Origin of the sequence: Aquimarina acroporae (genome assembly GCF_023195925.1) — a bacterium.
GTDB classification, from domain to species: Bacteria; Bacteroidota; Bacteroidia; order Flavobacteriales; family Flavobacteriaceae; genus Aquimarina; species Aquimarina acroporae.
The window spans coordinates 164,035-189,136 of record NZ_JALPRE010000013.1 but is presented as its reverse complement, the minus strand read 5'-3'; the positions used below and the strand labels follow the sequence as shown (position 1 = coordinate 189,136).

Annotated in this window: 5 protein-coding genes; 2 read left to right on the top strand and 3 right to left on the bottom strand. The window is 39.6% G+C overall.

Annotated features, from left to right (window positions below):
• Positions 1 to 182 precede the first annotated feature (182 nt).
• On the top strand, positions 183 to 1,337 hold the full coding sequence (locus M0D21_RS19140) for a DNA polymerase III subunit (RefSeq protein WP_248332462.1): 1,155 nt from the start codon (positions 183 to 185) through the stop codon (positions 1,335 to 1,337).
• A 62-nt stretch (positions 1,338 to 1,399) separates the two neighbouring features.
• Positions 1,400 to 1,798 (top strand): DoxX family protein, encoded by a 399-nt coding sequence (locus M0D21_RS19135; protein ID WP_248332460.1) that lies wholly within the window; start codon positions 1,400 to 1,402, stop codon positions 1,796 to 1,798.
• Positions 1,799 to 1,850: 52 nt separating this feature from the next.
• Here the strand turns inward: M0D21_RS19135 and M0D21_RS19130 are convergent, their stop codons facing one another.
• The 3 genes from M0D21_RS19130 to M0D21_RS19120 form a co-directional block, all read right to left on the bottom strand.
• Positions 1,851 to 8,768 (bottom strand): PA domain-containing protein, encoded by a 6,918-nt coding sequence (locus tag M0D21_RS19130; RefSeq protein WP_248332458.1) that lies wholly within the window; start codon positions 8,766 to 8,768, stop codon positions 1,851 to 1,853.
• Positions 8,769 to 8,940: 172 nt separating this feature from the next.
• Entirely contained in the window at positions 8,941 to 9,897 is a 957-nt protein-coding gene (locus tag M0D21_RS19125) for a PorP/SprF family type IX secretion system membrane protein (protein WP_248332456.1), read from the bottom strand.
• Between the two features lie 85 nt (positions 9,898 to 9,982).
• Complete coding sequence (locus M0D21_RS19120; protein ID WP_317250690.1) at positions 9,983 to 25,060, bottom strand: T9SS type B sorting domain-containing protein; 15,078 nt, start codon at positions 25,058 to 25,060, stop codon at positions 9,983 to 9,985.
• Between the last annotated feature and the right edge of the window lie 42 nt (positions 25,061 to 25,102).

The following is a 25,102-nucleotide window of genomic DNA, read 5'->3' as shown; positions in this document are numbered from 1 at the left end:
ATATGAAGCAAAAAAAATTACGAAAACGTTAGTAAATTTTTCACTTTTATAGAATTTTTAGCGAAACTCGTTTTTTGATAAAAATATGATAGATAAAATTCGTGTTTTCAAAATTTATATAGGATTCTTGCATTAATTCGTAAATCTCAATTTATAGCTCATACTTCTTTTTATATTTGCCTATGCTTTTTTCTGAAATTTTAGGATTACCTCATATTAAGAGCTATCTCACGACTAGTGCAGGTCGTCAACGAATTCCACATGCGCAACTTTTTGTTGGACCCAATGGAAGCGGAACGCTACCTATGGCCATTGCCTATGCGCAATACATTCTGTGTCAGAATCAAAACAATGAAAATACAGGTGGGAACGCATCTTGTAATGTAAAGTTTGATCATTTGGCACATCCCGATCTCCATTTTGTATACCCTGTAGCCATTAATGATAAAGTAAAAAAACATCCTACTTCAGATCAATTTGCCGAAGAATGGAGAGCTTTTGTTAAAGAAAACCCCTACGGGAGCATATTTGATTGGTACGTTTCTATTGGTATAGAAAAGAAACAGGGTCAAATAGGAGTTGATGAAGCGCTCGAAATTGTAAAAAAGCTATCTCTTAAAAGTTATGAAGGGGGCTACAAAGTAATGCTCATTTGGATGGCAGATAAAATGAACATCGCTGCATCAAACAAGCTTCTTAAACTTATCGAGGAACCGCCTGAAAAAACCATATTCCTTTTAATCACTGAGGACGAAGAGCAGATTATTCAAACCATAAGATCCAGATGTCAGGCATTGCATTTTCCTCCACTAGGAGAACAAGTCATTAAGGAAGCGTTGCAAAAAAACGAAGATGTAACAGATACAGAAGCTCTAAAAATCGCACATCAGGCTAATGGCGATTATAGCAAAGCATTACACCTTTTACATCATGATGGTGGTGATGAACAATTTGAAGAGTGGTTTATACAATGGGTACGTACCGCTTTTCGTGCCAAAGGAAACAAATCGGCAGTAAATGATCTTATTATGTGGAGTGAATCTATCGCCGGAACCGGTAGAGAAACTCAAAAGAGATTTTTAAACTATTGTATAGATTTTTTCAGACAAGCAATGTTATTAAATTATGGCGCCAAAGATCTGGTTTTTATGGAACCTGCTACCAGTGGTTTCAAACTAGAGAAATTTGCTCCTTTTGTACATGGTGCCAATATCATAGATATTTGTAATGAACTACAAGATGCAGCATATCATATAGAGCGAAATGGAAATGCAAAAATTATCCTAACTGATCTATCTATAAAACTTACACGTTTGCTTCATAAGAAAAGTGCTTAATCATACTTCTTTTTGGGTTCTGAAATCTTATCCTATATTTGAGACTCTAAACCACATCTCATATGGATAATTTTATGACTCACATTGTTTCGATCACTATCTTATTATTTCTACTCATTACCTTCTTGCAATCTGGAATCGACAAACTTGTAGACTGGAAAGGAAACCTATCCTGGCTCAAAGAGCATTTTGCAGCTACCTTTATGGGTAAAATGGTACCTCTTCTTTTATTAGTTGTTCTAATTATTGAGGTGGTTACTGCCGCTTTTAGCATCATGGGAATTTACCACCTTATTGCAGATGGTAATACATACTTTGGTATGATAGCTATGTTTTTGGGTTGTGTTACGCTTTTACTATTACTATTTGGCCAACGAGTTGCCAAAGACTATCAAGGCGCACTCACTATCACTTGCTACTTTATTGTTGCAATATTTGGGCTTTATGTGATTACCCGATAAAAAACAGAGCACCCGTTGGGTGCTCCATTTAAAAAATTACTATTTCACTTGACTATTCTTTTATAAGTTTCAGGATTATATTTTTATTATCCCTAGTACGTACTTTTGCAAAATAAACTCCATTTGGAAGAGGGGCGATGCTGTATGAGTTTTCGGTTGTTTGCATTACCATTTTACCCATTACATCATATATTCTTATTTCATTCACTTCGGTATTTAAGCGCACACGATCTTTAGATGGATTCGGAAAAGCAACAATTTCTTTATCACTTTCAGAAACTTTACTTTCTACTCTGAAGTAATATATTTTGGTGCTATTTCCTGATCTGTTCACAAAATTCACAACAACTCGATATTCACCAGACTCAGTAACGGTATTAGAGTTTCCTGTGCCAATATCAAACCAATCTGAACTACAAGTTGATGCTGAAGTTGGACAATTATCTTCTAATTCGATGTCGCAGGTGACCTCATCTAATTTTTGCCATACAATAGACACTACGTTTTGGAATGAAAGGTCTACCACTTCTCCTTGTCTATCCTGAATAGTAACTACGGGGTAACTCTGACCGGTAATCGCACAGAAAAGAATCTCATCGGCATACTCAATAATTGGACTCTTATCTTCTTCAGCAATAGTTACGGTAGCTATTTGTTCACTGCAACCGCCGTTGTCTATAACCGTGACCTGATGATCTCCCGCCGCAACTTCAGTAAAAGTAAAACTTGTTGAATCAACGGTAAGTGCGGGTTCGCTATCCAATATCACGCTATACGGGCCATTACCTTGAAAGATATTTACGGTAATTTCACCATTTTCTCCCGGATTGGTAGGATTTGTACCTACCACGTCTATACCCACCTCTTCATATTCTTCTACAAAAATAGTTCCTGCAGATACCTCACAACCACTTGAATGCAAAACTACGCCTTCATATTCTCCCGGTGTCACTAAGAAGGTTCCTGTGGTGTTAGTTGCATTTGAAGGGTCCGGAGTACCGTTTATTCCTGTAAGCGTATAAACAACATTAGAAATCTCATTATCGTTATCGATGACAATGCTTATATCATATACAGGTTGTGGGTTACCTTCTATAACATCGCAATCAGTACTAGTGCTCATACCCGCTCCAAGGTCAAGTCCATTACCGATTTCCACAGTCATGCTGATTCTACATCCGTTTGAATCTCTAATAAAAACTTCAGTACTTCCGCCAGGAAGGTTTTCATAGCTAAGCTTTCCAACTACAAAATCTGCATCATTATTACTAATGTTTGTTTCATATGGAGGAGTTCCTCCTGTAATAGTAATAGTAAAAGCTCCGTCACTGTCTTGAGCACAAGTTTCTGGAGTGATATTAACTATACTAGCCAATATAGGAGTTGGTTCAACAATTTGAACCGTTATGATCCTGCTGCATCCGTTCACGTCTTGTGCTAGAACTTCATAAGAAGCAGCGGCAAGGTTCTGGAAGGTGTGCTGATTCGAAACTCCATCTGAAGCATCTGAAAAGAATGTACCTGGATTTGAACTTATGGCAAAAGAATATGGCGGGGTGCCACCATTTACTTCAACCGTAATAGTTCCTTCATTTGACCCACTACAAAAGATAGGAGTTGTAGAAGAAAAAGCCTCAAACTGCGGTGGATTGCTAATCGCAAATGGTACTGATACATCATCTACGCCCTCACTACTTACCATATATTGATAATTACCTGCTGCAAGATCTCCAAACTCACTATTTGATTGCGGACCTTTATTCACTGTTTCACCCGAAAAACTAGTTCCAGAAAGTGTATAAATGTAGTTCCCTGAACCTCCTCTTACCGTAGCGTCAATTACAGCATTGCTATCTGCATAGCAGTTTACAAAAGCACCTGTAATATCTAGATCGACTACTATGTCTTCTAAAACAGGTGTGTTAAGTGTTGCATTTAATAGTGTTTGACACCCATTGGCATCTTGAATAGTTACCTCATAATCTCCTCCAGGTAAACCAGTGAATACATTAGAAGCTTGAAACTCTCCATTATTTATTGCATATTGAAAAGGAAGTGTTCCCCCACTTGAGCTTACTTCAATCTGACCATCATTTACAGATACTGGATCGAATAACGTAAGCGACGCTACCACCGCCGAAGGTTCTGTCACGGTTATATTTACACTGGCATCACAGAATGGTGCTTCTGTAGCCGTTACTCTTACCGTATAGGTACCGCTAGCCAAGTTTGTTACCACAATAGAACCATTTGCAGTATGACCAGTTCCAGTAATATCTGCTCCAACTCCACCGCTTACAACATAATCATAACCGCCTACATATCCAGAAAATTCAATTGAAATTGCTCCATCACTATCGCCAAAACAGCTTATCTCCGAAGACTGAGTTGCCAGTATCTCTATGGTGTCAAACTCGTCAATAATATATGAATCTGTAACTACAAAGCATCCCGTAGCGGTATCGGTTATTCTAAACGAATAACTGCCTACGCTCGGTAATAAAAAATTTGCAGAAGGATCAACCACATTTAGCTGGCTAGTTACAGCATTATTGATCTCCTCAAAATTAAAAGGCCCTACTCCTCCAAGAAGACTAACAGTAACTTCTTCTTCAGAAAAGCAACTTATAGGAGATATTTGAGCAATATCGGTGTCAATAAATCCAGAAGGGGTTGGTGTAGAATAAGACTTGCTATATTCACATTGGTTATCTTGTCTTGTTGCAGTAAATGTATAGTTGCTTCCTCTGTTAAGTACGAAAACACCAGAAATAGCATCTCCCGAAACTGGTGATGGGCTCACACTATAGAAATAATCTATTCCATCGGGACTAGCTGTTGCCGTTACTTCAATTGTATCTGCGGTGCAGTCTACGACTTCAGAAATTATCTCAATATCATTTATTGTTTCAAGAGGTTCAACAGTAACTGTAAAAGATGTAGTACAATCTGATGTGTTTTGATTTCTTACATAGATATCATATACCCCATCGTTACTAACCGGAATATTAAACGGTCCCGCTGTAATATTAGAGAATCCAGATGTAGGATCAAGACTCCATTCATAACTACCAGATCCTCCAGAAATAGCATCAATCGTAATTATTGCTTCTTCAAATCCTGGAGCACAACTTAATGGTCTGGTTACACTTGCGTCAAAGCTTATTGCTGTTGGAGCTATTATGGTTACATTTTCTGAGGTAATTGCACAAATTGAATCTCCTGAAGGTTCTGCAGAGTTATTGTGTAGCACCTCCACCATAAAAGTGCCTTCAGTAATATTTGAGAACGTAATGTCACTTTCTGCACTAGTAATTGTAGTAATTTCATCACCTGTATTGCTGCTTAACAATCTATAGGTATAAGTTCTTCCTGCGACTTCTGGAGACACTTGAACCGATATATTTCCAAAATCCTCTGGACAAGTTGGATGTACTACTGTAATATCGTCTATACTTATCTCACGATACGGTTCTAGACCATCTACATTTGCCTCAATTACACATGCCAGGGTTCCCACAGGAACATTATTATCTGTAACAAAGAAGGTATATGTAGCATTAGGATCGACCGGACCAGGAATCTCAAAAGTATTACTAGCTTGAAAAACTCCCGAACCATCACCATATAAATAATCGCCTGCTCCTGAAGTAACATTTACCTGAATAATTGCTCCCGAATTACAAGTCTCGGGCGCAATTAAAACCGCTTCGGCGGTAAAACTCGGTGCCGCTTCTATAGTTACGTCTTCAGTAAATGTACAACTCGGCTCTGGAAGGTTTGTAATAACCTCAACGGTATACGTTCCTGGTGCTAAGCCATTTTGAATATAGTTCCCATTGTTGGCTGCACTATTTGAAATCACAATTGGAGCGGTTAAATTTCCTCCAGATATTGTATATTGATATTCTGGGAAAGCATCTGTAACGGCAATCGTTATTCTCCCGAAACCTTCTCCATTGGTATCATTTATACAAGTCGGATTAGTTGCAGTAATATTAACCTGTGGATCAATTTCGGGTACATTGATGGTTGCTGTATATTCACATTCTGGAAATGTAGTATCTATTGCATATACAGTAATATCACCTGCACTTCCCGAAGGAATTGCAAATACGCCCGTAGTATTGCTATACGGTCCCCCAGAAGTTAAACTGAATGCAAAATTGTTTGGAGCGTTTGTAACCGTAACAGAACCATCATTACCGCATTCTATAGGCTCCATGCTTAATTCTGGCTGAAAATCATTTTTAAATACACTGAAATAAAAAGTCTGTAGACATCCGCCTTCAAACTCAGCCAATATTCTATAATCTCCTGCTTCACTTACGGTAAAACTTTGAGTGTTTCCATTAATTTCTTCGGCCCAATTTGCATCTGTACAATCACCAGATAATAGCGAACAAGGGTTGTCTGGATCCAAAACACAAGCTCCTGTAGGCGATAAGCGTTGCCAAGAAATGCTACTTAAACTTCCTTGATCAAATCCTGTTTCTAATAAAAAGTCCTGATCTGCACACAACAGAACTTGTGGAATATCTATACCACTGCAATTTTCGGTAATCACATTGGTTCCGTTCACATAACTCAATATCGGGTTTTCAATTGGCCTAAAATCTGTTACATTAAATTCTTCGGTAAGAGAAGTACAAGACCCGTCTGCTGGGTTGGTATCTTCCTTAACAACGCTATAGGTTCCGTTTACAGGATTGGCAATCGTAAAAATATTTGCATTACTACCCGTTTGAACAATTGGTGAAGCTATTCCCGGTCCAGACCACGTATATTGATCATATCCCGTGCCAGCTAACAACTGGAGCTCTCCCGCACAAGCTAACACATCACTACTGCACGGCGGAACATTTAATGAAAAACTGGTGGCTAAACCATTCCCTATACCACAACTATCTTGACCAGAACTACTGTTTGCATTTGTCACTGTAATTCCCGACAACTCTCCTGTATAGGTGTAAATCGCGGAGCTTTGAACAATATTAGAACAGGAATCTCTTAAATCTTCGCAACCGCTAACCAAGATAGTTTTATAACTTAAAAGCACGGTGTCATCAGACATTTCTACTACCGAGGCAGGAATTGAATAGGTAATCTTACCCGGCGTTGCCGTACTGTATGTAGTTCCTGGAGGAAGCATAGCATCGTCTATACTTACCAAGTCAGAATTTGTTGGGATTTCAGCTTCAACAACAACACTGCCATCAACAAAATTTTCGTTACCAGTATTTTTAACTTCCAAAATATATACAACCTCTTCTCCTAATTCTTGGGTGGTATTGGTTATCTCATTTTGATTGATATCATATGCTCTTTTCAGTACGCTTAACTCTGGTTCTATAATTTCTGTAGCAAATGCAGTAAGAAATACTCGAAATGTATCCCCATCTGTAGATAATCTGAAATTGGCCGAATTTTGATCATTTCCTATCAAGGAATTACCTGCATTATCGAGATCAAAAAGATCAATATCAAATCCTAATGTGTTTGTTGAAGCAGGGTTTCTAGAAGTTATAGGACTGTCGTTGTTAGTAATTGAACTATTAAAAAAATTATTCGTTGGATTTGCTGTATTTCCTCCTAGATTTACATATACATTTGATGTGCTTAAAATACTCACTCTGTCTCCAGAAATGGCTTTATCTCCTTCCATAGCAGAAATACCAAATTTGGCATTAATGGGAACTGGTACAGGAAGGGACGGAAGCTCGGTATGTGAAAAATCTACATCGGAATCAGTGTTACGAATTTGAACATAGCCATCATTTGTACTCACAAACTTTTGTGATGCTTGCGGATCTTCATAGACCACAACCAATGTCCACCCTCCCAAAGCTCCTGATACCCCAGAGGTTCTACCTACTGTGGCATTCATGTTGGCGATGGTATATGTTCCATTGGTGTTACTTTGGTTTATTAAATCAGTAACATCTGCATAACATACATAAGGCACATCGTCCTGAGCTACATCAGACGGATTGGTAGGTGTATTTCTATAGCCATCATAGATTATACTTTGGGCCGTTACATCTTGATATGTGCCCCCTGGTGTTTTGAATTTAATATTTCTAAAATCGGCATCTCCAACTTTTCTTGCGTCAATAAGAGGCAAGTTTATTAGTTGTTCATCTCCTTCAGTAAAATTGCTGATCAAGGTTGCATTTACAGAACCTCCACCACTTTCTATCTCGCTTATAATAGCTTCTCCATCTGTTTGCCCTATCATAACAGCTGGAATGGTAATGCCTGCATCATCTCCAGGCATATTAAATAATCCTGAGTTATTGTTTACAATGATCACCCCTATTGCTCCAGCATTTTGAACATTGATCACCTTTTGAGTAAAGCTACAAAAGCCTCTTTTTACTACCGCGATATTTCCGGCAATGTCTGCAGCATTTTGCAGTGTAGCATCACACCCATCAGAAAACCCAGATTCTCCAATAGCTACGACCAAATTTGCGTTAAGTCCAGGACTTGCTGGAATACCTACCTTTCCTGGATCGAAATTGTTATCAGCAATTACATAATCTCCAGCCAAGGCAGTATTATTTATTGTTAATGCTGGTGCGGCGATCTGCTCTCTCTCCAAATAATAGGTCGCAGACCAATACAAACCAGCATAAGCTATTGTAGTACATCCTGGGTTTGGTGTTACAATATCTGCGCTACTTGAGCTAAATGTACCCGTATCTCCATCGATATCTATGTAAGCGGTGACACTGTCTCCATTGTTTAAATTACCATTGTATGCGACGTTGGGATCGTAAGTAATATCGTCATTGTCACTATTTACTAATCCCACAATAGAGTTCCCGGTCATAATTAAATCACCTTTAACTCTATCAATTTTTGTTCGCTCTGCCAAAGGAATTATCTCTTGTGCAAAAAGAGAAACTCCATTAAAAAGGAAACACATCCCTAGTATTAGAAATTTGAGGCGTAATTGTTTATTCATTAATTCTTCTATTGGTTATTAAAATGGTTTTATAGGGTCTATATTGTTAAGTGTCTTTTCTTTACTATTTATTACCCCCTAATTGGAGAAAAATTTAAAAAAACGCGAAAATAATTTTTTTGCATAAAAAAACCACCTTAAAAAGGTGGTTTTCATATATATAAATACATTTTTAATAGGTACATCCACATTTACTCTGTCTACATCCAAAATCAAGGCCAAGGGTAATCATATGAGACCCTGCTGCTGTTGTTGGTTGTAATACCTCATTTACGTTAACCTGATATCCATAGGCTACATAAAAATTGGCTTTTTTGAATCCAACCATGGGAGAAACAGAAAGTGGTTTAAAATCCTGATCTACCAAAGATCTAAGGCTTATCCCGGCCCAATAATAATCTCCTCTGTGCAACTTGCGCACTTTAAGGTTAAGATCTGTGGTAGAACGCCCATCACCAGCAAAATTCTGATACAAAACGGAAGGTTCTATCTCTATATCACTAAACCTATGATAGAAGGTATAGCCCGTATAGATATAATAGTTCTGAATTGTAGATGGTTCTGTTGGATTAAAATCATCGATCTCTTTCTGTAGTAAGTTTATCGCATTGGCACTCAAAAAGAACCTTCCCAAGCGATATAAGAGCGCTATATCAAAGTTTGAATCATTTACACTAATATCTGCTAAACCCGGAATTACAGGGTTGTCTGGGTCTCCATTATTGAATCTAGATGTATCAATACCAAATTGAGTAAACTTATAACTAATACCAAAAGAAAGGTATTGGTTATTATACTCGCTCAACGTTAAGTGATGTGCGAAAGACATCTGAATACCTCTTTGCGTCGTAAACCCATTCTGATCATTGAACAAGATTGCTCCCACACCAGAACGGTCTGAAATTCTACCATCAATAGAGAGCGATTGAGTGCCTGGAGCATCTTCGATGCTTACCCATTGCTCAAAACCAGACGCTCTTATTTGCCAACAATCTCCAATTCCTGCATATGCAGAGGAAATTAGATATGGATTATCTGCGATATATTGATTCTGCACTGGAGCAAAAAACTCTTGTGCAAAGGTGCAAAAACTTGCAAACAGACTAAAAATTACAATATACTTCTTCATCTAACATTTTTAATTACAGACCATTGACCTTTTTTGTCACGTGGCTTTATCCATATTGTTTTATAACTCACTTCCAAACTTTATATTATCTATATAGCGTAAAGTGACCGGTAAACTCTCTATTATCTATATCGTTTAGAATAATAGTGTACCAATAATCTCCAGACGGAAGTTGTTTTCCTTGATAGGTACCTTTCCATCCTTGTTGATCTCCTTTGAATTCGGCAAGCATTCTACCGTATCTATCGAATATGGTTACTTCCATATTCTCAAAGAAGAACGGATCATTAACATTTGGCGTTATTTGTCTTGGATACCAGAATTGCTCCTCTGTTGTTGCATTAGGATCATCTGGTGTAAAGTAATTCGGGATACGAATGTTGATATATGTCAAGAACTGTGTTACAACCACCTCACAACCGCTTGAATCGGTTACTCGTATGATATAATCACCTGTCTCTCGTATAGCAAAGATATTGTCTTCTAACTCTCTTTCTTCTCCGTTAAATGATACGAAATATGTATAAGGCTCTACACCTCCAGTAACAATTATCTCATATTCATTTGGATCTTGAGGGTTATTCGTCATCTGGGCTACTGGCACAGATAATGGCACATATTCTTCTACGATTATTGTTCCTACAACTACCGTACATCCTCCAGAATGCTCCATAGTTCCTTGATACTCACCAGGATTTACTTCAAACTCACCAGTAAGGTTATTGTTTTGAGCTGGATCCGGAGTTCCGTTAATACCAGCCAGAGTAAAGATAATATCTGTATTTACCGAGTTAGGTGTTAACTGGAAGTCTACAAAATATCTTGGCCCTGTAGTAATATTAGCAGGGTTGTTAGGATCTCTTACCGGACATTCTAACCTTGGCATTAGATCTGCATCTAACATTACTCCAGGTTCGATAGTTATCGGAAGAGTAATTCTACATCCGTTTGCATCTCTAATAAATACCTCGGTTACCCCTGCAGGTAAGTTATCATATGTTAACAAGTCAACTACAAAATCACCGTCATTGTTTGTGATATTGGTTTCATATGGAGGAGTACCTCCTGTGATTTCAATAGTGAAGGCACCATCATTATCACCGAAACAAGTTTCATCCATCACGTCGGTTTCAGAAGCCATTAAGGTATTTGGTTCTAAAATCTCTCTATCAAATAACACATCACAACCATTTGCATCCTGAGCCAATACAGTATACATACCTGGAGCTAAGTTCTCAAATGTATGCTGATTTGGTATTCCGTCTGAAGCATCATTAAAGAATACTCCTGGCATAGAACTAATCGCATACGAATATGGTGGTGTTCCTCCAGCTGCAAAAATGGTTATCGTACCATCATCTTCTCCATTACAGGTTACGTTGGTAAAGTCTGCTGTTGGGTCAAATAATGGTGGGTTAACTATTGTATGAGTGGCACTGGCAATACAACTGTTATCGCTCACCGATCTAGCAACATAAGTATAGGTTCCTGCTGGAAGATCTCTAAACTCTGTTGTAGACTGAGGTCCTGCAAACGTGTTCCCTGGAGTTGGTATAGGTGGAGAAACATTTCCTGTTAATAAAATGAACTCATAATCTCCTATCCCTCCTGTTAAGTTATTAATGTTTAGAATAGCTGTTGCTTCATCACGACAGTTAATATTCGCAGCACTAATATCTAAATCAAAGCTAATAGGGTTGATTGGTATTACTGGCACAGGATCTGAATTTCTAGATCTACATCCTGTTCCACTTTGATCGATCACATAAAATACATATTGACCTTCTGATAACGGGAAGACATTTGTTGCCGTTGGTGGGTCCTCTACAGGATTATTTGGATCGGTAACATCTACCCTTACAAAGAATGGTGTTCCTACTGCATTTGTTGCAGATAGCGTTACAATAGCTTCGTCACTACTACAGGTAACAGGCACTATATTGTCGATATTTACCAATACCTCTGGTACATCATTAATCACCGCAGTAGTTTGAGCTGTACACCCTAGTCTGTCATATACGGTAACTGTATAGGTGTCTGGCGGTAAATTCTGAAATACATTTACTGGCCCTATTGGACCCTCAGTTCCACCAGAAGGCGTAATAGAATATCTAAATGGTGGGTTACTATTCCCAACTCCTACTGTTAAATTAACAGTAAAACTACCATCATTAATTCCAAAACAACTTATACTACTATCAGGGATTGGATCAATAGTTACATCATCTGCTGGCGGCAATACGGTTATACTATTGGTTGCAGGGCAAGTAAAGGTTCCATTATCGTCTACCGCATTTACCGTAAATGTAAATACTCCTGCGGTATTAGTAGCCTGTGCTATTGACAGTCCATCAAACAATCCTGTCGTATTACTAGCTCCAGTTTCAACAAGAGTATAGGTTACATTTCCTCTAGCACCACTCACACTAGTCTGGAACGAAATATCATTCGCAGGACTACATGTTTCCTGGTCATTAATTGGCACCAATGTAATTTCGAACGGAATTGGTGGTCCATCGATAGTTACTGTTGGTGAAGTAAATGAACAGAATGGTGCGTCTATTTCTTCTATTAACACTCTATAGTTTCCTACTGTTGCTGTAAATGGTAACACTATGCTAAATGGATCTGAAGTCACATTAAATGTTCCTGTAGCCGACGGGATTGGTGTTCCTCCATCAGTTACTTCTAATAATGTAACAGGATCAACAACCGTATAATTTACATTACCCGTATATCCTGTAATATCAACACGTATTTCACCATTTCTTTCATTGAAACACTGTTCTGGTGTTTCCTGAGAAGCAATTACATCAATATTATCAAACGGATCAATAGTATAGCTTACCTCGATCGAACATGTTGTAGTTTCGTCGGTAATTCTGAAAGTATACAATCCTACTTCAGGTAAATCAAATGATGCCGTGGTTTCAATCTCAGGAGTTCCACCATTGTCTCCAGTTCCTCCAACAATACCCGTTTGTGTTGGTATGGTCACAGTACCAGGTGCACTTATTACTTCAAAAGTAAATGTACCCGGCGCAAGAGTTCCTCCTGTTACCGAAACAATTACGGCTTCATCATTGGTACAAGAAATTTCTCCACTATTGGTAGCCGAGGTATCTCTGGTTACCGTAGGATCAGACATAATTGGTAGCACCACATTTTCAATAAAGGTTACCGGACTGGTTTCACATCCTTTACTATCTGTGACTGCGATCACATAGTTTCCATTTTCATCAGCAGTAAAGTTATACTGTACTCCTGGAGCACCAACAGAAGGATCTGCATCTGTTATAGCCACATCGGTTACATCTACCCCAGAAGGTGTAGTATATGTAATACTATATGGTGGTGTTCCATCTTCTATAGTAACTGTTATCGTAGGGAAATTCTCTGTAGCCCCTGTACAGGTAAACGGTCCTTCTACAGCACTTGCGGTAACTTGCGTTGCATTTGGTACACTAACCGTAGCTTGTGCTGGACATAAACTACTAGATTCAATTACTGCTACATAATTTCCAACAGGAACATTAATAAATATAGGATCGTCTATCTGGTCAGTTCCTACTTGAGCTCCTGGTGTTCCTCCACCAGCATCCTGGAATAACTGGTAAGTATATGAACCACCATCATCTGTAGCTGGATCAAGAGTTACGACAACTCTACCATCTGTATCACCCACACAAGAGACTGCTTCTCCAGCTGCTGTAATATTAGGTAATACAGGAATTGGTAATGATACATTTGCGTTTGCAGAACATCCCGAACCTGTTGCAGGCAGTACGTTACTATCGGTTACACTTACATTATATGTACCTGCAGTGACGTTGTTAAATATGTTTCCACCTGCACCTGTTTGTACAACTGGTACTATCGCACCTCCACCACTATCTGTACCTGTTAAGGTAAAGGTAAAGTTACCTGGGTTTGCAGTAAAGTCTGAACCTCCATTAACTGTTGCTGTAATCTGCCCGTTGACATCGGTTCTACATTCTGGTATACCTGTAAAGGCAGCGCTTATTGTTAATTCTGGCACTATAGTTATAGTCTCATCTAAAGAAACACAACCATTTTCATCGTATACTCTTACAGTATATGTACCCGGAGTAGTTACGGTAAAGTCATGAGTTAATCCATTTACATTTCCTGCTACATCACCACTTCCTGCGGCACCTATCTCAAATGTCAAGGCATTGGTAGCTGGAGCTACAACTGGTACATTACTTGTACCTGTCACTCGTATGGTATAACTATCATCGAACACACAAGGATCTGTCCAAGTTACAGAATCAACCGTAGGATCTTCTGTTCTGAACACATCTTCAGAAATTGAAACCGGAGTCGATGTACAAGAGTTGTTATCAATTGCACTGATGATATATGTTGTTCCAGCAACTGTTGCCGGTAACAAGAATGTTTCTGTAGCATTCGCTGTTGTTGTTTCGAATAAGAATGGTGCAATACCATCGTCATCGGCTCTAAACGTATATGGTCCTGTTCCTCCGGTAACAGAAACTGTTACTCTTGCATCTTCATTACAGTTGGCATTAATATTCTCATCGATAGCCAATGTTAATGCATCTGGTTCTGTAACGGTTACAGGGTCTGTTACCGTATCACAGAATGGAGCATCAAGTGCTTCTATCTCTACTACGTAGGTTGCGGCTGTTACACCATTTGCAGGTAAACCGATACGTACAGGGTTTGTAAATCCTGCAGTAACATTACCTGTGGTTTCTGGTGCACTTGTAGTCGTATTTCTTACTATAAAGTTAAACTCTCCGTTGTAATTCAATACCGTTAAGTCTAGTTCTCCTGTGGCAGCTCCATTACAATCTACATTGGTAGCTACGACTAGGGTTGCTTCAATATTATCAAAAGGAGCAACGGTATACGTTGGAGAATCTATAGGACAAGCTCCATTGGCATTGGTATCGGTAATAGTGAACTGATAAGTTCCTACCGCAGGTAACACAAATGTAGCTGCTGTTTGCACTCCTGGAGCAGCAGTATCTCCCGTTCCTGCAACAACGCCATTCACAGGTCCTACCGCACCACTAGTCTCTACAAAATTAAATGGTCCCACACCGCCAGTAATCGTAACAATTACTGTTTCACCATTATCACAAGAAATTTCACCATTGTTAGTAGCAGAAGTATCTCTTACTACGGTTGGATCTGTCATTTCTGGGAATGGAGGTATGGTTTCTGTAGGCTGTATTGTAGGACAGTTATTACTATCAAATATTGTAAACACATAATCACCTGGTATACTTGCTACAATTTGAATTCCAGCAGTACCACCATCGGTATCTAAAGTAGTGGGATCAACAGGTGAAGCTACTACCGGAGTACCATCAACAGTATACGAAATCGTGTATGCAGATCCAGTTCCTCCAGAAATATTATCTATGGTAATTACCGGGAAGTTCTCTGTTCCTGTAGGACAAGTATATCCTGTTGAAGAAATCGTAGAACTTACAGCGGTAGGGTCATTAATTATATAGTCATCGGTATCGAAACAGAATACGTTTTGAGCACCATTTGGTTTTGTTACTCTTACCTCTACAGTATATGTCCCATTATCTAGACCTGAGAATGTCGGGCTGGTTTGATATGCTGTAGGTACCACAGCTGGTGTAGCAGAAGTAGTAGCTGTAATTCTGTATTCATAAATCACCGTTGGATCAGAATCTGTAGACGCTGGTGTTATAGCAGCAGTCACTACTCCATCTGTATCTCCTGCACAAGTCACAAACGTGGTCGCAGGAACCAATACTGGTTCTACTGGTGCTTCTATACTTACTGGTGCCGTAAATGAACAGAAAGCAGGTCCTGTTCCTCTACCATCATCTGTAACCTCAACGATATAACTACCTGGTGCTACTCCAGTATATACTCCTGTTGCATCTCCTGTAGCATTTCCAGTAGGTGTACCAGTACTGTCTTGTAATTCATAGGTTAACGTTCCTTGCGCAGCACCAGAAACGATTGTAGTCGTTATTGTTCCTGAAGCAGTATCACAATCTGGAACTGTAGTAAATGCAGCACTTATTTGTATTGGTCCATATACATCTACAGGTGTTGTTACTGTACATCCTGTTTCGTCTGTAACACCAATAGTATAGGTGCCTGGTGTTGAAACTGTGAATTCATGATTGTTATTATCAATACTTCCTACCACAGCAGTACCACCATCAAGTTGATAGGTTAGTGTCCCTGTTCCTGTAGCCTCAATACGAATAATATTGGTATTATCATAGGCACAATCATCGACAAAGGCAGCCGAAACTATTACTGGAAGTGGATTTACAACCACATCAACAGGAACTGGTCCGAATGTACATCCGTTATCATCGATAAGGAAAATATATACTCTTCTAGCTGTATTTCCTAAATCAATCACATTACTCGTTAATGGGAAATCTGCTAATACCGTTGGTGTAGAAGCTGGAGATCCAGCAACATCCTCAATTAGCGCATATTGATATCCATCAGCTGTTGCAGGTATTGCAAATGGTGTACCTCCAGAAGAGGCCATAATCACTTGAGCATTAGTTCCACAACTATTAGCTGGTGTTTGATTTGTTGCTACTGAAGTCAATGGATCCGGAAGATCTATGGTAAAGTCATATCTCGCAGGACATTGTGTACCATCTACTTCTCGTATCGTTACATAATATTCACCTGGTGGTATATTGTTAATGGTAACTGGCACGTTTGGTACAGCAGGGCTTGGTGTAGTATTATCATTCCCAGTATATGCAGCGCCAAGACTTACATTAGTGAATGCATTGAATACTTCCCAAGATATATCTGTAACTGAAGGATCGTACGCTGCAACATCAAATGAAACACTTCCATCATCTAAAGCTGGTGTTTCATTACAACTTACATTTGTAACCACATCATTCACAATACTAGGAGAAGATGGTGGAAGTTCTGCAGGCACTATCTCTTGGTATAAACACCCTGTTGCATTATCTCGTACTTCTAAAATATAGGTTCTATTGAAATCTAAACCTGAATATGTGTGGTCTCTAATAGGTGTATTAGCGTCAACAGCTGTTGGTCCTCCTACACTGTCATCAAGCGGAACAAAATCTCCAAGACCAGGAGAAGGCTCTCCAACGATACGAATATCAAATCCTGGTGGTGGATCTAAAGGCGGAGTAATACCAGACCCTCCCTGAACATCGATTTCAAAAGTAACTCCACCTGGACATGTTGCAGAAACGGTAATGTTCTGAACTAAATCGTTTGGAGGAGAGAAAATATCAAACGGCCCAAAAGGAGCGTTATCTGTACATCCATTTGCATCAGTAACGAAAATAAAATACTGTCCGAAATCTAAACCAGCAAAACGAACTGTAGTTCCTGTTGTTGTTGGGTTGGGTGTAGTTACATCTGTTGCAGCTGGCACTAAAGGTCTAACTGCAAAGTTCGCTGCTGTAACTAAAGTATATGTGTAATTAGCTGTTCCACCTGCAATTTCCAAATCAATGGCACCTAAGTCAGTAATCGTTCCTGAACCACCACAAGTTACAGGTGTTTCAAGTCTGCTTACTTCTGTGATTAACGGTGGTTGAGTTACGTCTACACTTCCTGGGTACAAACATCCTCTGCTGCTTCTAACCGTATAGTTGTAGGTAGAAGTATTTGTAGTTGGGTCTGCATCACCTGCATCACCTGTTAAGTTCGGGAATGAAATTTGTGTTCCTGTAATAGTTACAAATCCAGCTCCGTTGAAATCGATTTGATATGGTGTTTCTGTACCTGTAACCGTAATCACTACTGTACCTGTATCACCGGCACAATCAAGACTTACATCTGGATCTGTAATAGTTGGTGCAACAGGATCTGTTACTGTGAATGGGTTCGTAGTAAACGTACAACCTCTTGCATCGGTTACCCTAAAGGTATAGGTTCCCGCTCCAGAAGTAGCTGTATAATTTGTAAATGGCGGTGCTACAGCCGTTAGGTGGTTTGCAAAAGCACCTCCATTAAATGAAACATCAATGGTATAAGGAGTATATCCAGGATTTGCAGCAGGAATCGCTAATGAAAACTGCGCATCTACCGGATTACCTAAAGCATCACATGTAATATCTGACACAGGAGTAACCTCCAATTGAACAGGTTCCTCTACTGTTGGCACCACTATGGCAACTGGACATCCATTTGCATCTGTGATATTTATAGTATAATCACCAGGAGCTGTTAAGTTAGGTGTCGTTGTAAATGAAGGTCCAGGAACATTGGTGTCCGGAATTACTACCACACCTCCTAAGGTTACATTATAGGTGTAAGGTGCAGTACCTGTATTTACCGCATCGATATCTACTGTAAAACTTATTGCTCCATCATCAAGACAGAAATCAGAACTTCCTGCATCCAATGCTGCTCCAAGTTGAGGCAATTGATTGATATCTAAAGTTTGTGGAAGAGAGTTACATCCATTACTATCGGTTACAATAATTTCATAACCTGTACCATTCGGCACATTCAAATAAGGATCTGCAACTGGTCTACTAGGTCCAACAGGTGTTCCTCCAGAATCGTTAAGTACATAGGTAAATCCTGTGTCACTTCCTCCTCTTGAGTTGCTAATGGTCACCGTATTGGTATTCGTAGCACAATCTTGAACAACCGGATCAATATCGAAGTTTACAACATCTGGTTGGTTGATTGTCACGTTTGCCGTCGCTTCACAAAGCGTTGCTTCATCTGTAACAGTAATTACATAATTACCGGCAGGCAATACATCTCCCGTAGTTATTGTAGCTGCTGTTTGCCCAGTAGCTGTTATTGGTACAATTGCAGGGGTACCTCCCGTGATTTCATATTCATACGTTGCGGTAGCAGGAATATCGATTCCTGAAACTGTAAACGAAAGCTCTCCGTCACTATCGCCATTACATGTTGGTTCATTAACCGGAGTAGCGTTAACCACGATCTGATCGATATCTTCGATAACAAAGTTTTCGCTATACTCACATCCATCGTCTGTTCTTGCTAAGAAAGTATATGTTCCTGGAGCAAGACCATTAAATACGTTTGATGCTTGTGGACCTGTAACTGCAGGTGCAGGTGCGGTAATTTCATATTCTGTAACGCTACCTGATCCTGAAATTGTTGGTGTTATGGTCACATTAGAAGTAAGTGCTGGACATTGAACTGCGGTTGCAGCAAAGTCTAGGTCTGTTACTTCGGTTACAGGTTCTATGGTAATATCTGTGGTCACAGCACAAGTTTCTGGCGAACCTTGATTTGCTACATAAACAGTATATGTTCCGTCTGTGCTTACAGGAATATCAACGGGGAATCCTGCTATATTGGTATATCCAGTAGAAGGGTCTAAAGTATATGCCCAACTTCCAGATCCACCCACCACTGCAGAGATTCTAATGATCGCATCCATAGGTGCAACACAACTAAGATCTCTTGCTATAGCAATTGTGGGATTAATTGGTTGAGGATCGGTTAAAGTTTCTGTAAAATCAAATGTACACGCAGGAGTACCTCCAGAACCATCGGTAATAGTTACCGTGTGTGGGTCAGGTGTATTATCTACGTTATTAAATGTTACTGTTGTATCTCCAGTAGGTCCTATCTGTGTAGTTGGGTCACCATCGAGAATATAGGTAAATGGTCCTTGACCTGCTGTAACAGTAACAGCTATTGAGCCATCTGTTTCTCCCGGACAAGAAGGGTTAGTCGGGGTAAGTGTTGCGATAACCGCATCAAATGGTGTAACGGTAATTGTGTTTGAAAACGCAGTACAACCAGCATCATCAACAACTCCAACCAAATAATCACCTGGTACTAAAATCGCATCTGTAAACGGAGAAGTGATGTTACCTCCTCCTGCAACTAATGTTGGCGGAGTACCTGGGTTGTATAAATCAAACCTAGTATATGTACCACTTCCTCCAGCAGCAGTAAATTCTATTGTGGCCTCTGGATTATTACAGTCTATATCTTGTGTTAAGGTTGTTGTTACGGTCAACTCAGGATTTATAGTAAAGGTTTCCGTTTGCACACAACTTGTAGCAGTATTGGTAACGGTTACTGTATAATTTCCTGGTAATAAGTTTGGTATCTCAAAAGTATCATCATTTGGAGCTGGTAAGAATGTCACAGATACATTCGTTGCGGTTACCGGACCTACTAATGAGTACTCAAATGGCCCTACAGCTGGTGGTGTTACAGTGCCATCAGGTGTAATTGTGATCCACTGCGTAGCAGGATCTGTATCTACACATGGGTCTCCACCTGCCACAGCGGTTACTGTTGGTGGAACAAATTGCTCCACGGGTCTTGCCTCTGATATCTCACAAGCATCCGTAGAGTTACCATCTCTTACAAATACAGTATAGTTTCCAGAAGGTAGTCCTGTAAATACATTACTCGTATTTGGGTATGCGTATCCCGTTACAGGTAACCCTGTTCCATCATCAATAAGTTGGAACTGATAGGTTCCTGTTCCTCCATTGGCAGTTGCTGTTATAGTTCCTGTATCTGCACCACAATCTGAAGGTGTTGATACTGTTGACAACGTTAAAGCATTGGCCGGCTCTGTTACATCAACTGTTGTTGATGCCGTACATCCCGCAGGAATAGAAGTGTCGGTTACATTAATAGTATACGTTCCTGCCAACACTGGCCCACTTAATATTGGTGTAGCTGTTGTTCCGCTTCCTGGAGCAATGGCAGTAGGTCCAGTAATTGTATAGTCAAATGATGTGCTATTGGTAACTGTAAAAGAGAATTCTCCATCAGCAAAACCAACGCAACTCACAGGGTCGGTTTCTACTGCAGATACTTGAACTTCTGGTAATAAATCTTCTCTAAAGTCTTCACTATAATCACAGGCATTATCTCCTCTGGTTGCCGTGAAGGTATAGGTTGTTCCTCTATTTAATACAAATCCTGCCGTAGCATCTCCAGAAACTGGAGCTGGGGTAACATTAAACGTATATGTTGGTCCTGCCGGAACTGCAGTAGGTGTTACCACAATGGTTTGTGCACTACAGTCTGACGCTCCAAGGGTAAAGTCAATATCTGTTACGGGCTCTAATGGCGCTACCGTAACTGGGAAACTTACCGCACAGGTTCCTGTACCTTGGTTTCGTATATAAACCGTGTAATTTCCTGCAACACTTACCGGAATAGTAAACGGATCTGCAGTAATATTTGCAAACCCAGATGTAGGGTCAAAACTCCACTCATAGGTAGAACCTCCTCCTGCTAATCCTGAAATAGTAATGATTGCTGTATCATTAGGTGCTGGGTTACAGCTTAATTCTCTGGTTACAGCAACAGTAGCTGTAATATCTACTGGGCTTGTAATTGCAAAATCGCTTCCGTCTACCGGGCAAATTGGTGCCCCAGTTGGGTCTGTAGTATTGTTATGGAATACTCTTACTCTATACGATGTTAAGTCTGGAACATTTACAAATGTAATATCTCTAGATGTCGCTACTATTTCCTGTACTACAGTATATACTGGACTCACAGGGTCCATGTCTGTAGTGTTTAATAGCTGGTAAGTGTATTCTCTTCCTGCTACTTCAGGAGAAACCTCAACACGTACCTGTCCTCCATCTCCAGGACAAGGAGGTTGCGTAACTGTAACATTGTCTATTACAATAGGCTCATGTGGTGTAATTCCTGTTATACTAGCTTCTATAATACATGCGGGTGTTCCTGCTGGTAAGCTGGTATCACTCACAAAGAATGTATATGTCGCTGTAGGATCTGCTGGAATAGGAATTTCAAATCTATTACTAGCTCCAAACGTTCCCGAACCATCATCAAAAGAATAACTTCCTGATCCAGCGGTTACATTTACCTCTACAATAGCTCCAGTGTCACACGTTTCTGGTGCAACCAAGACCACATTGGCCGTAAAATCTGGTGCAGGATTAATTGTAACTATTTGTGTATCGATACACTCTGGGTCTGGTCGGTTGGCAATAACCTCAACCGTATACGTTCCAGGGTTTAAATTGTTTTGAGTATAGTTACCATTGTTGGCACTACTATTAGGTACAATAATTGGTGAGGTAAGTCCTCCTCCAGAAATTGTGTATTGGTATTCGGGTAAACCACCAGTAACCAATATCTGTATACTTCCTGTTCCTGTTCCATTATCGTTGTTGGTACAGGTTGGGTCAGTTGGTGTTACTGTAAATGTTGGGTTAATTTCTGGAACATTAATTGTTGCAGTATATTCACATCCAGGGAATGTTGTATCGATACCATAAACTGTGATATCACCTCCTGATCCTGGAGCAATTGGGAATACTGTAGTTGCGCTATATGGTCCCCCTGAAGTTAAACTAAATTCAAAGTTTGTAGGCGCATTGGTAACGGTTACACTTCCTGGATTACCACATTCTATTGGCTGCATTGCCAATGTAGGCTGGTAATCATTTTTGAATACGCTAAAGAAGAATGGCACAAAACATCCACCTTCAAACTCAGCTAATATTCTATAATCTCCAGCTTCTGAAACTGTAAAACTAGGAGTGTTTCCTCCTGGCTCTTCTACCCAGTTTGCATCTGTACAAGCTCCAGACAATAACGAACAAGCGTCATTTGGATCTGAAATACAAGATCCACTTGGTGTTAATCGTTGCCATGATATCGATTGTAGGTTTAATGTTGGGTCGAAGTTTGTCTCAATCAAGAACGTTTGATCACCACATAATAAAATCTGCGGAAGATCTAAACCACTACAATCTTGAGTAATTACACTGGTTCCGTTTACATAATCTAAAACCGGATTGTCAATATCTCTAAAGTCTTCTACATCAAATTCTTCAGTAAGGGTAATACATGTCCCATCTGAAGGATCGGTATCTTCTTTTATAACTGTATATACACCATCCTGAGGGTTAGTTGGCGAAAAAATATTTGCATTTGGCCCTGTTTGTACTACAGGGGGAGAAATTCCCGGTCCAGACCAAGTATATCTATCATATCCAGTACCCGCTACTAATTGTAGGTTGTTGTTACAGAATGTTACATCAAAATCACAGGCTGGCACGTTTACCAAGAAGTTAGTTGCTTCTCCGTCTGTATTACCACAGGCACCAATAACACTACTACTGTTGTTGGTTGCGGTAACTCCGGAAATAGCTCCTGTAAATGTTGCTAAAGCCGAGTTCTGAATCACATCAGAACATGCATCTCTTAATTCTTCACAACTATTTACCAGTTGCACCCTAAATCGAATAAAAATAGGCCCATCGGTCTCTTCAACCAATCCGGCTGGAATATCGAAGTCTAGTATTCCTGGTACTGAATCGTCAAAAGTAACACCTGGAGGAAGTGTAGCTGTCTGTACACTGATCAGATTTACATTAGCTGGTAAAACGTCTCTAATAGAAACAGTACCATCTACTAAATCTTCATTTCCTACGTTTTCAATTTCCAAATCATAGAACAATTCATCACCAAGTTCAACATTGGCGTTAGTAATTTCGGTAGTACCATCGGTATCAAAAACTCGTTTGATGATCCTTAGTTCTGGTTCTATAATCTCTACTGAGAAGGTGTTCAAAAATACTCTATACGTATCTTGATCTGTTTGTAGTCTAAAGGTGGCATCGGTTTGATCATTTCCGATCAGATTATTTCCACTATTATCTAAGTCAAATAAATCGACATCGAAACCTAAGGTATTCTCAGAGGCCGGATTACGACCCGTTACATAAGCATCATTGAACGTAATTGAGCTGTTAAAGAAGTTGTTTACCGGGTTAACATCGGTTAAATTATTGAAACCATTACCTAAACTTACAAAAGCTCCAGAAGTGTTTTCTACCTGAAGGCGGTCTCTTGTTAAACTCTTATCTCCTTCTAGACCTGCCACTCCGTAACGAATCTCCACGGGTAAAGGCGCAGGAAGTGTAGTAAAGCCAGTATATGTAAAATCTACGTCGGGTTCACTATTTTGAATTTGAACAAAACCGTCGTTAGTACTAATGAACTTACTACTTTCTAATGGATCTTCATAAATTACCACAAGCACCCAACCACCAGAAGCTCCAGACACCCCAGAGGTTTGACCTATGGTAGCATTCATGTTTGCCACGGTATAGGTACCGTTGGTGTTGGCTTGATCTATCAAACTAGTTACATTGGCATAACACACATAAGGTACATCATCAGTAGCATTTGGATTTGGTGTGCCATCTGCTAAAAGATTTGTTGGAGTACCTCTGTATCCATCATAAATTATATTTTGAGCCGTTACATCTACATAAGACCCCCCTGGTACTCTAAACTTGATATTTCTAAAGTCGGCATCTCCTTGCTTTCTGGCATCGACAAGGGGTAAACCAACTAACTGTTCGTTACCTGTTGTTGTATCTACTGTTTGCCCTATAGTAGCATTCACGGTGCTACTTGCCATTTGAGTGATTATATTTTCACCATTGGTAAAATTCACCATTATTGCGGGTATAGTAATACCTGCATCAGCCCCAGGCATATTAAATAACCCATCGTTGGTATTTACAATAATAACCCCTATCGCACCCGCGTTTTGCGCATTAATAACTTTTTGTGTAAACCCACAAAATCCTCTTCGTATTACTGCAATATTACCGTTAACTGCCGCAGCATTAGATAATGGTGCATCACAACCATCTGTAAACCCGTTTGCGTCAATAGCTAACACTAAATTTCCTGTAAGTCCACCTGGTGGTATTGCTACGTTTCCAGGGTTAAAATTATTATCTGCCGCTGGATAATCCCCAGCCAAACCTGTATTATTTACCGTTAACGTTGTATTTGTTACTGGTAATCTCTCAAGATAATAGGTAGCTGTCCAATATAATCCTGCATATGTGATTTCTGTACATTCGGGTCTTGGTGTAATGATATCGGCGCTACTCGAACTAAACGTGCTAGGATCACCGTCGATATCTATATACGCTGTGATACTATTACCGTTATTCAGGTTTCCGTTGTAGGCTGCATTAGGATCATAACTTACATTATCTTCGAAGCTATCAACTAATCCTACAATGGTATTACCATTCATGGTTAAGTTACCATTTACCCTGTTTTGGGTTTCCCTTGGGGCCAATGGTATAATTTCTTGTGCAAAAGTGCTGCTTATGTTGCTGACGATTATGAATATCATCACCAAAATAATTTTGAGAGATACGTGGGGTTTCATAAGCTG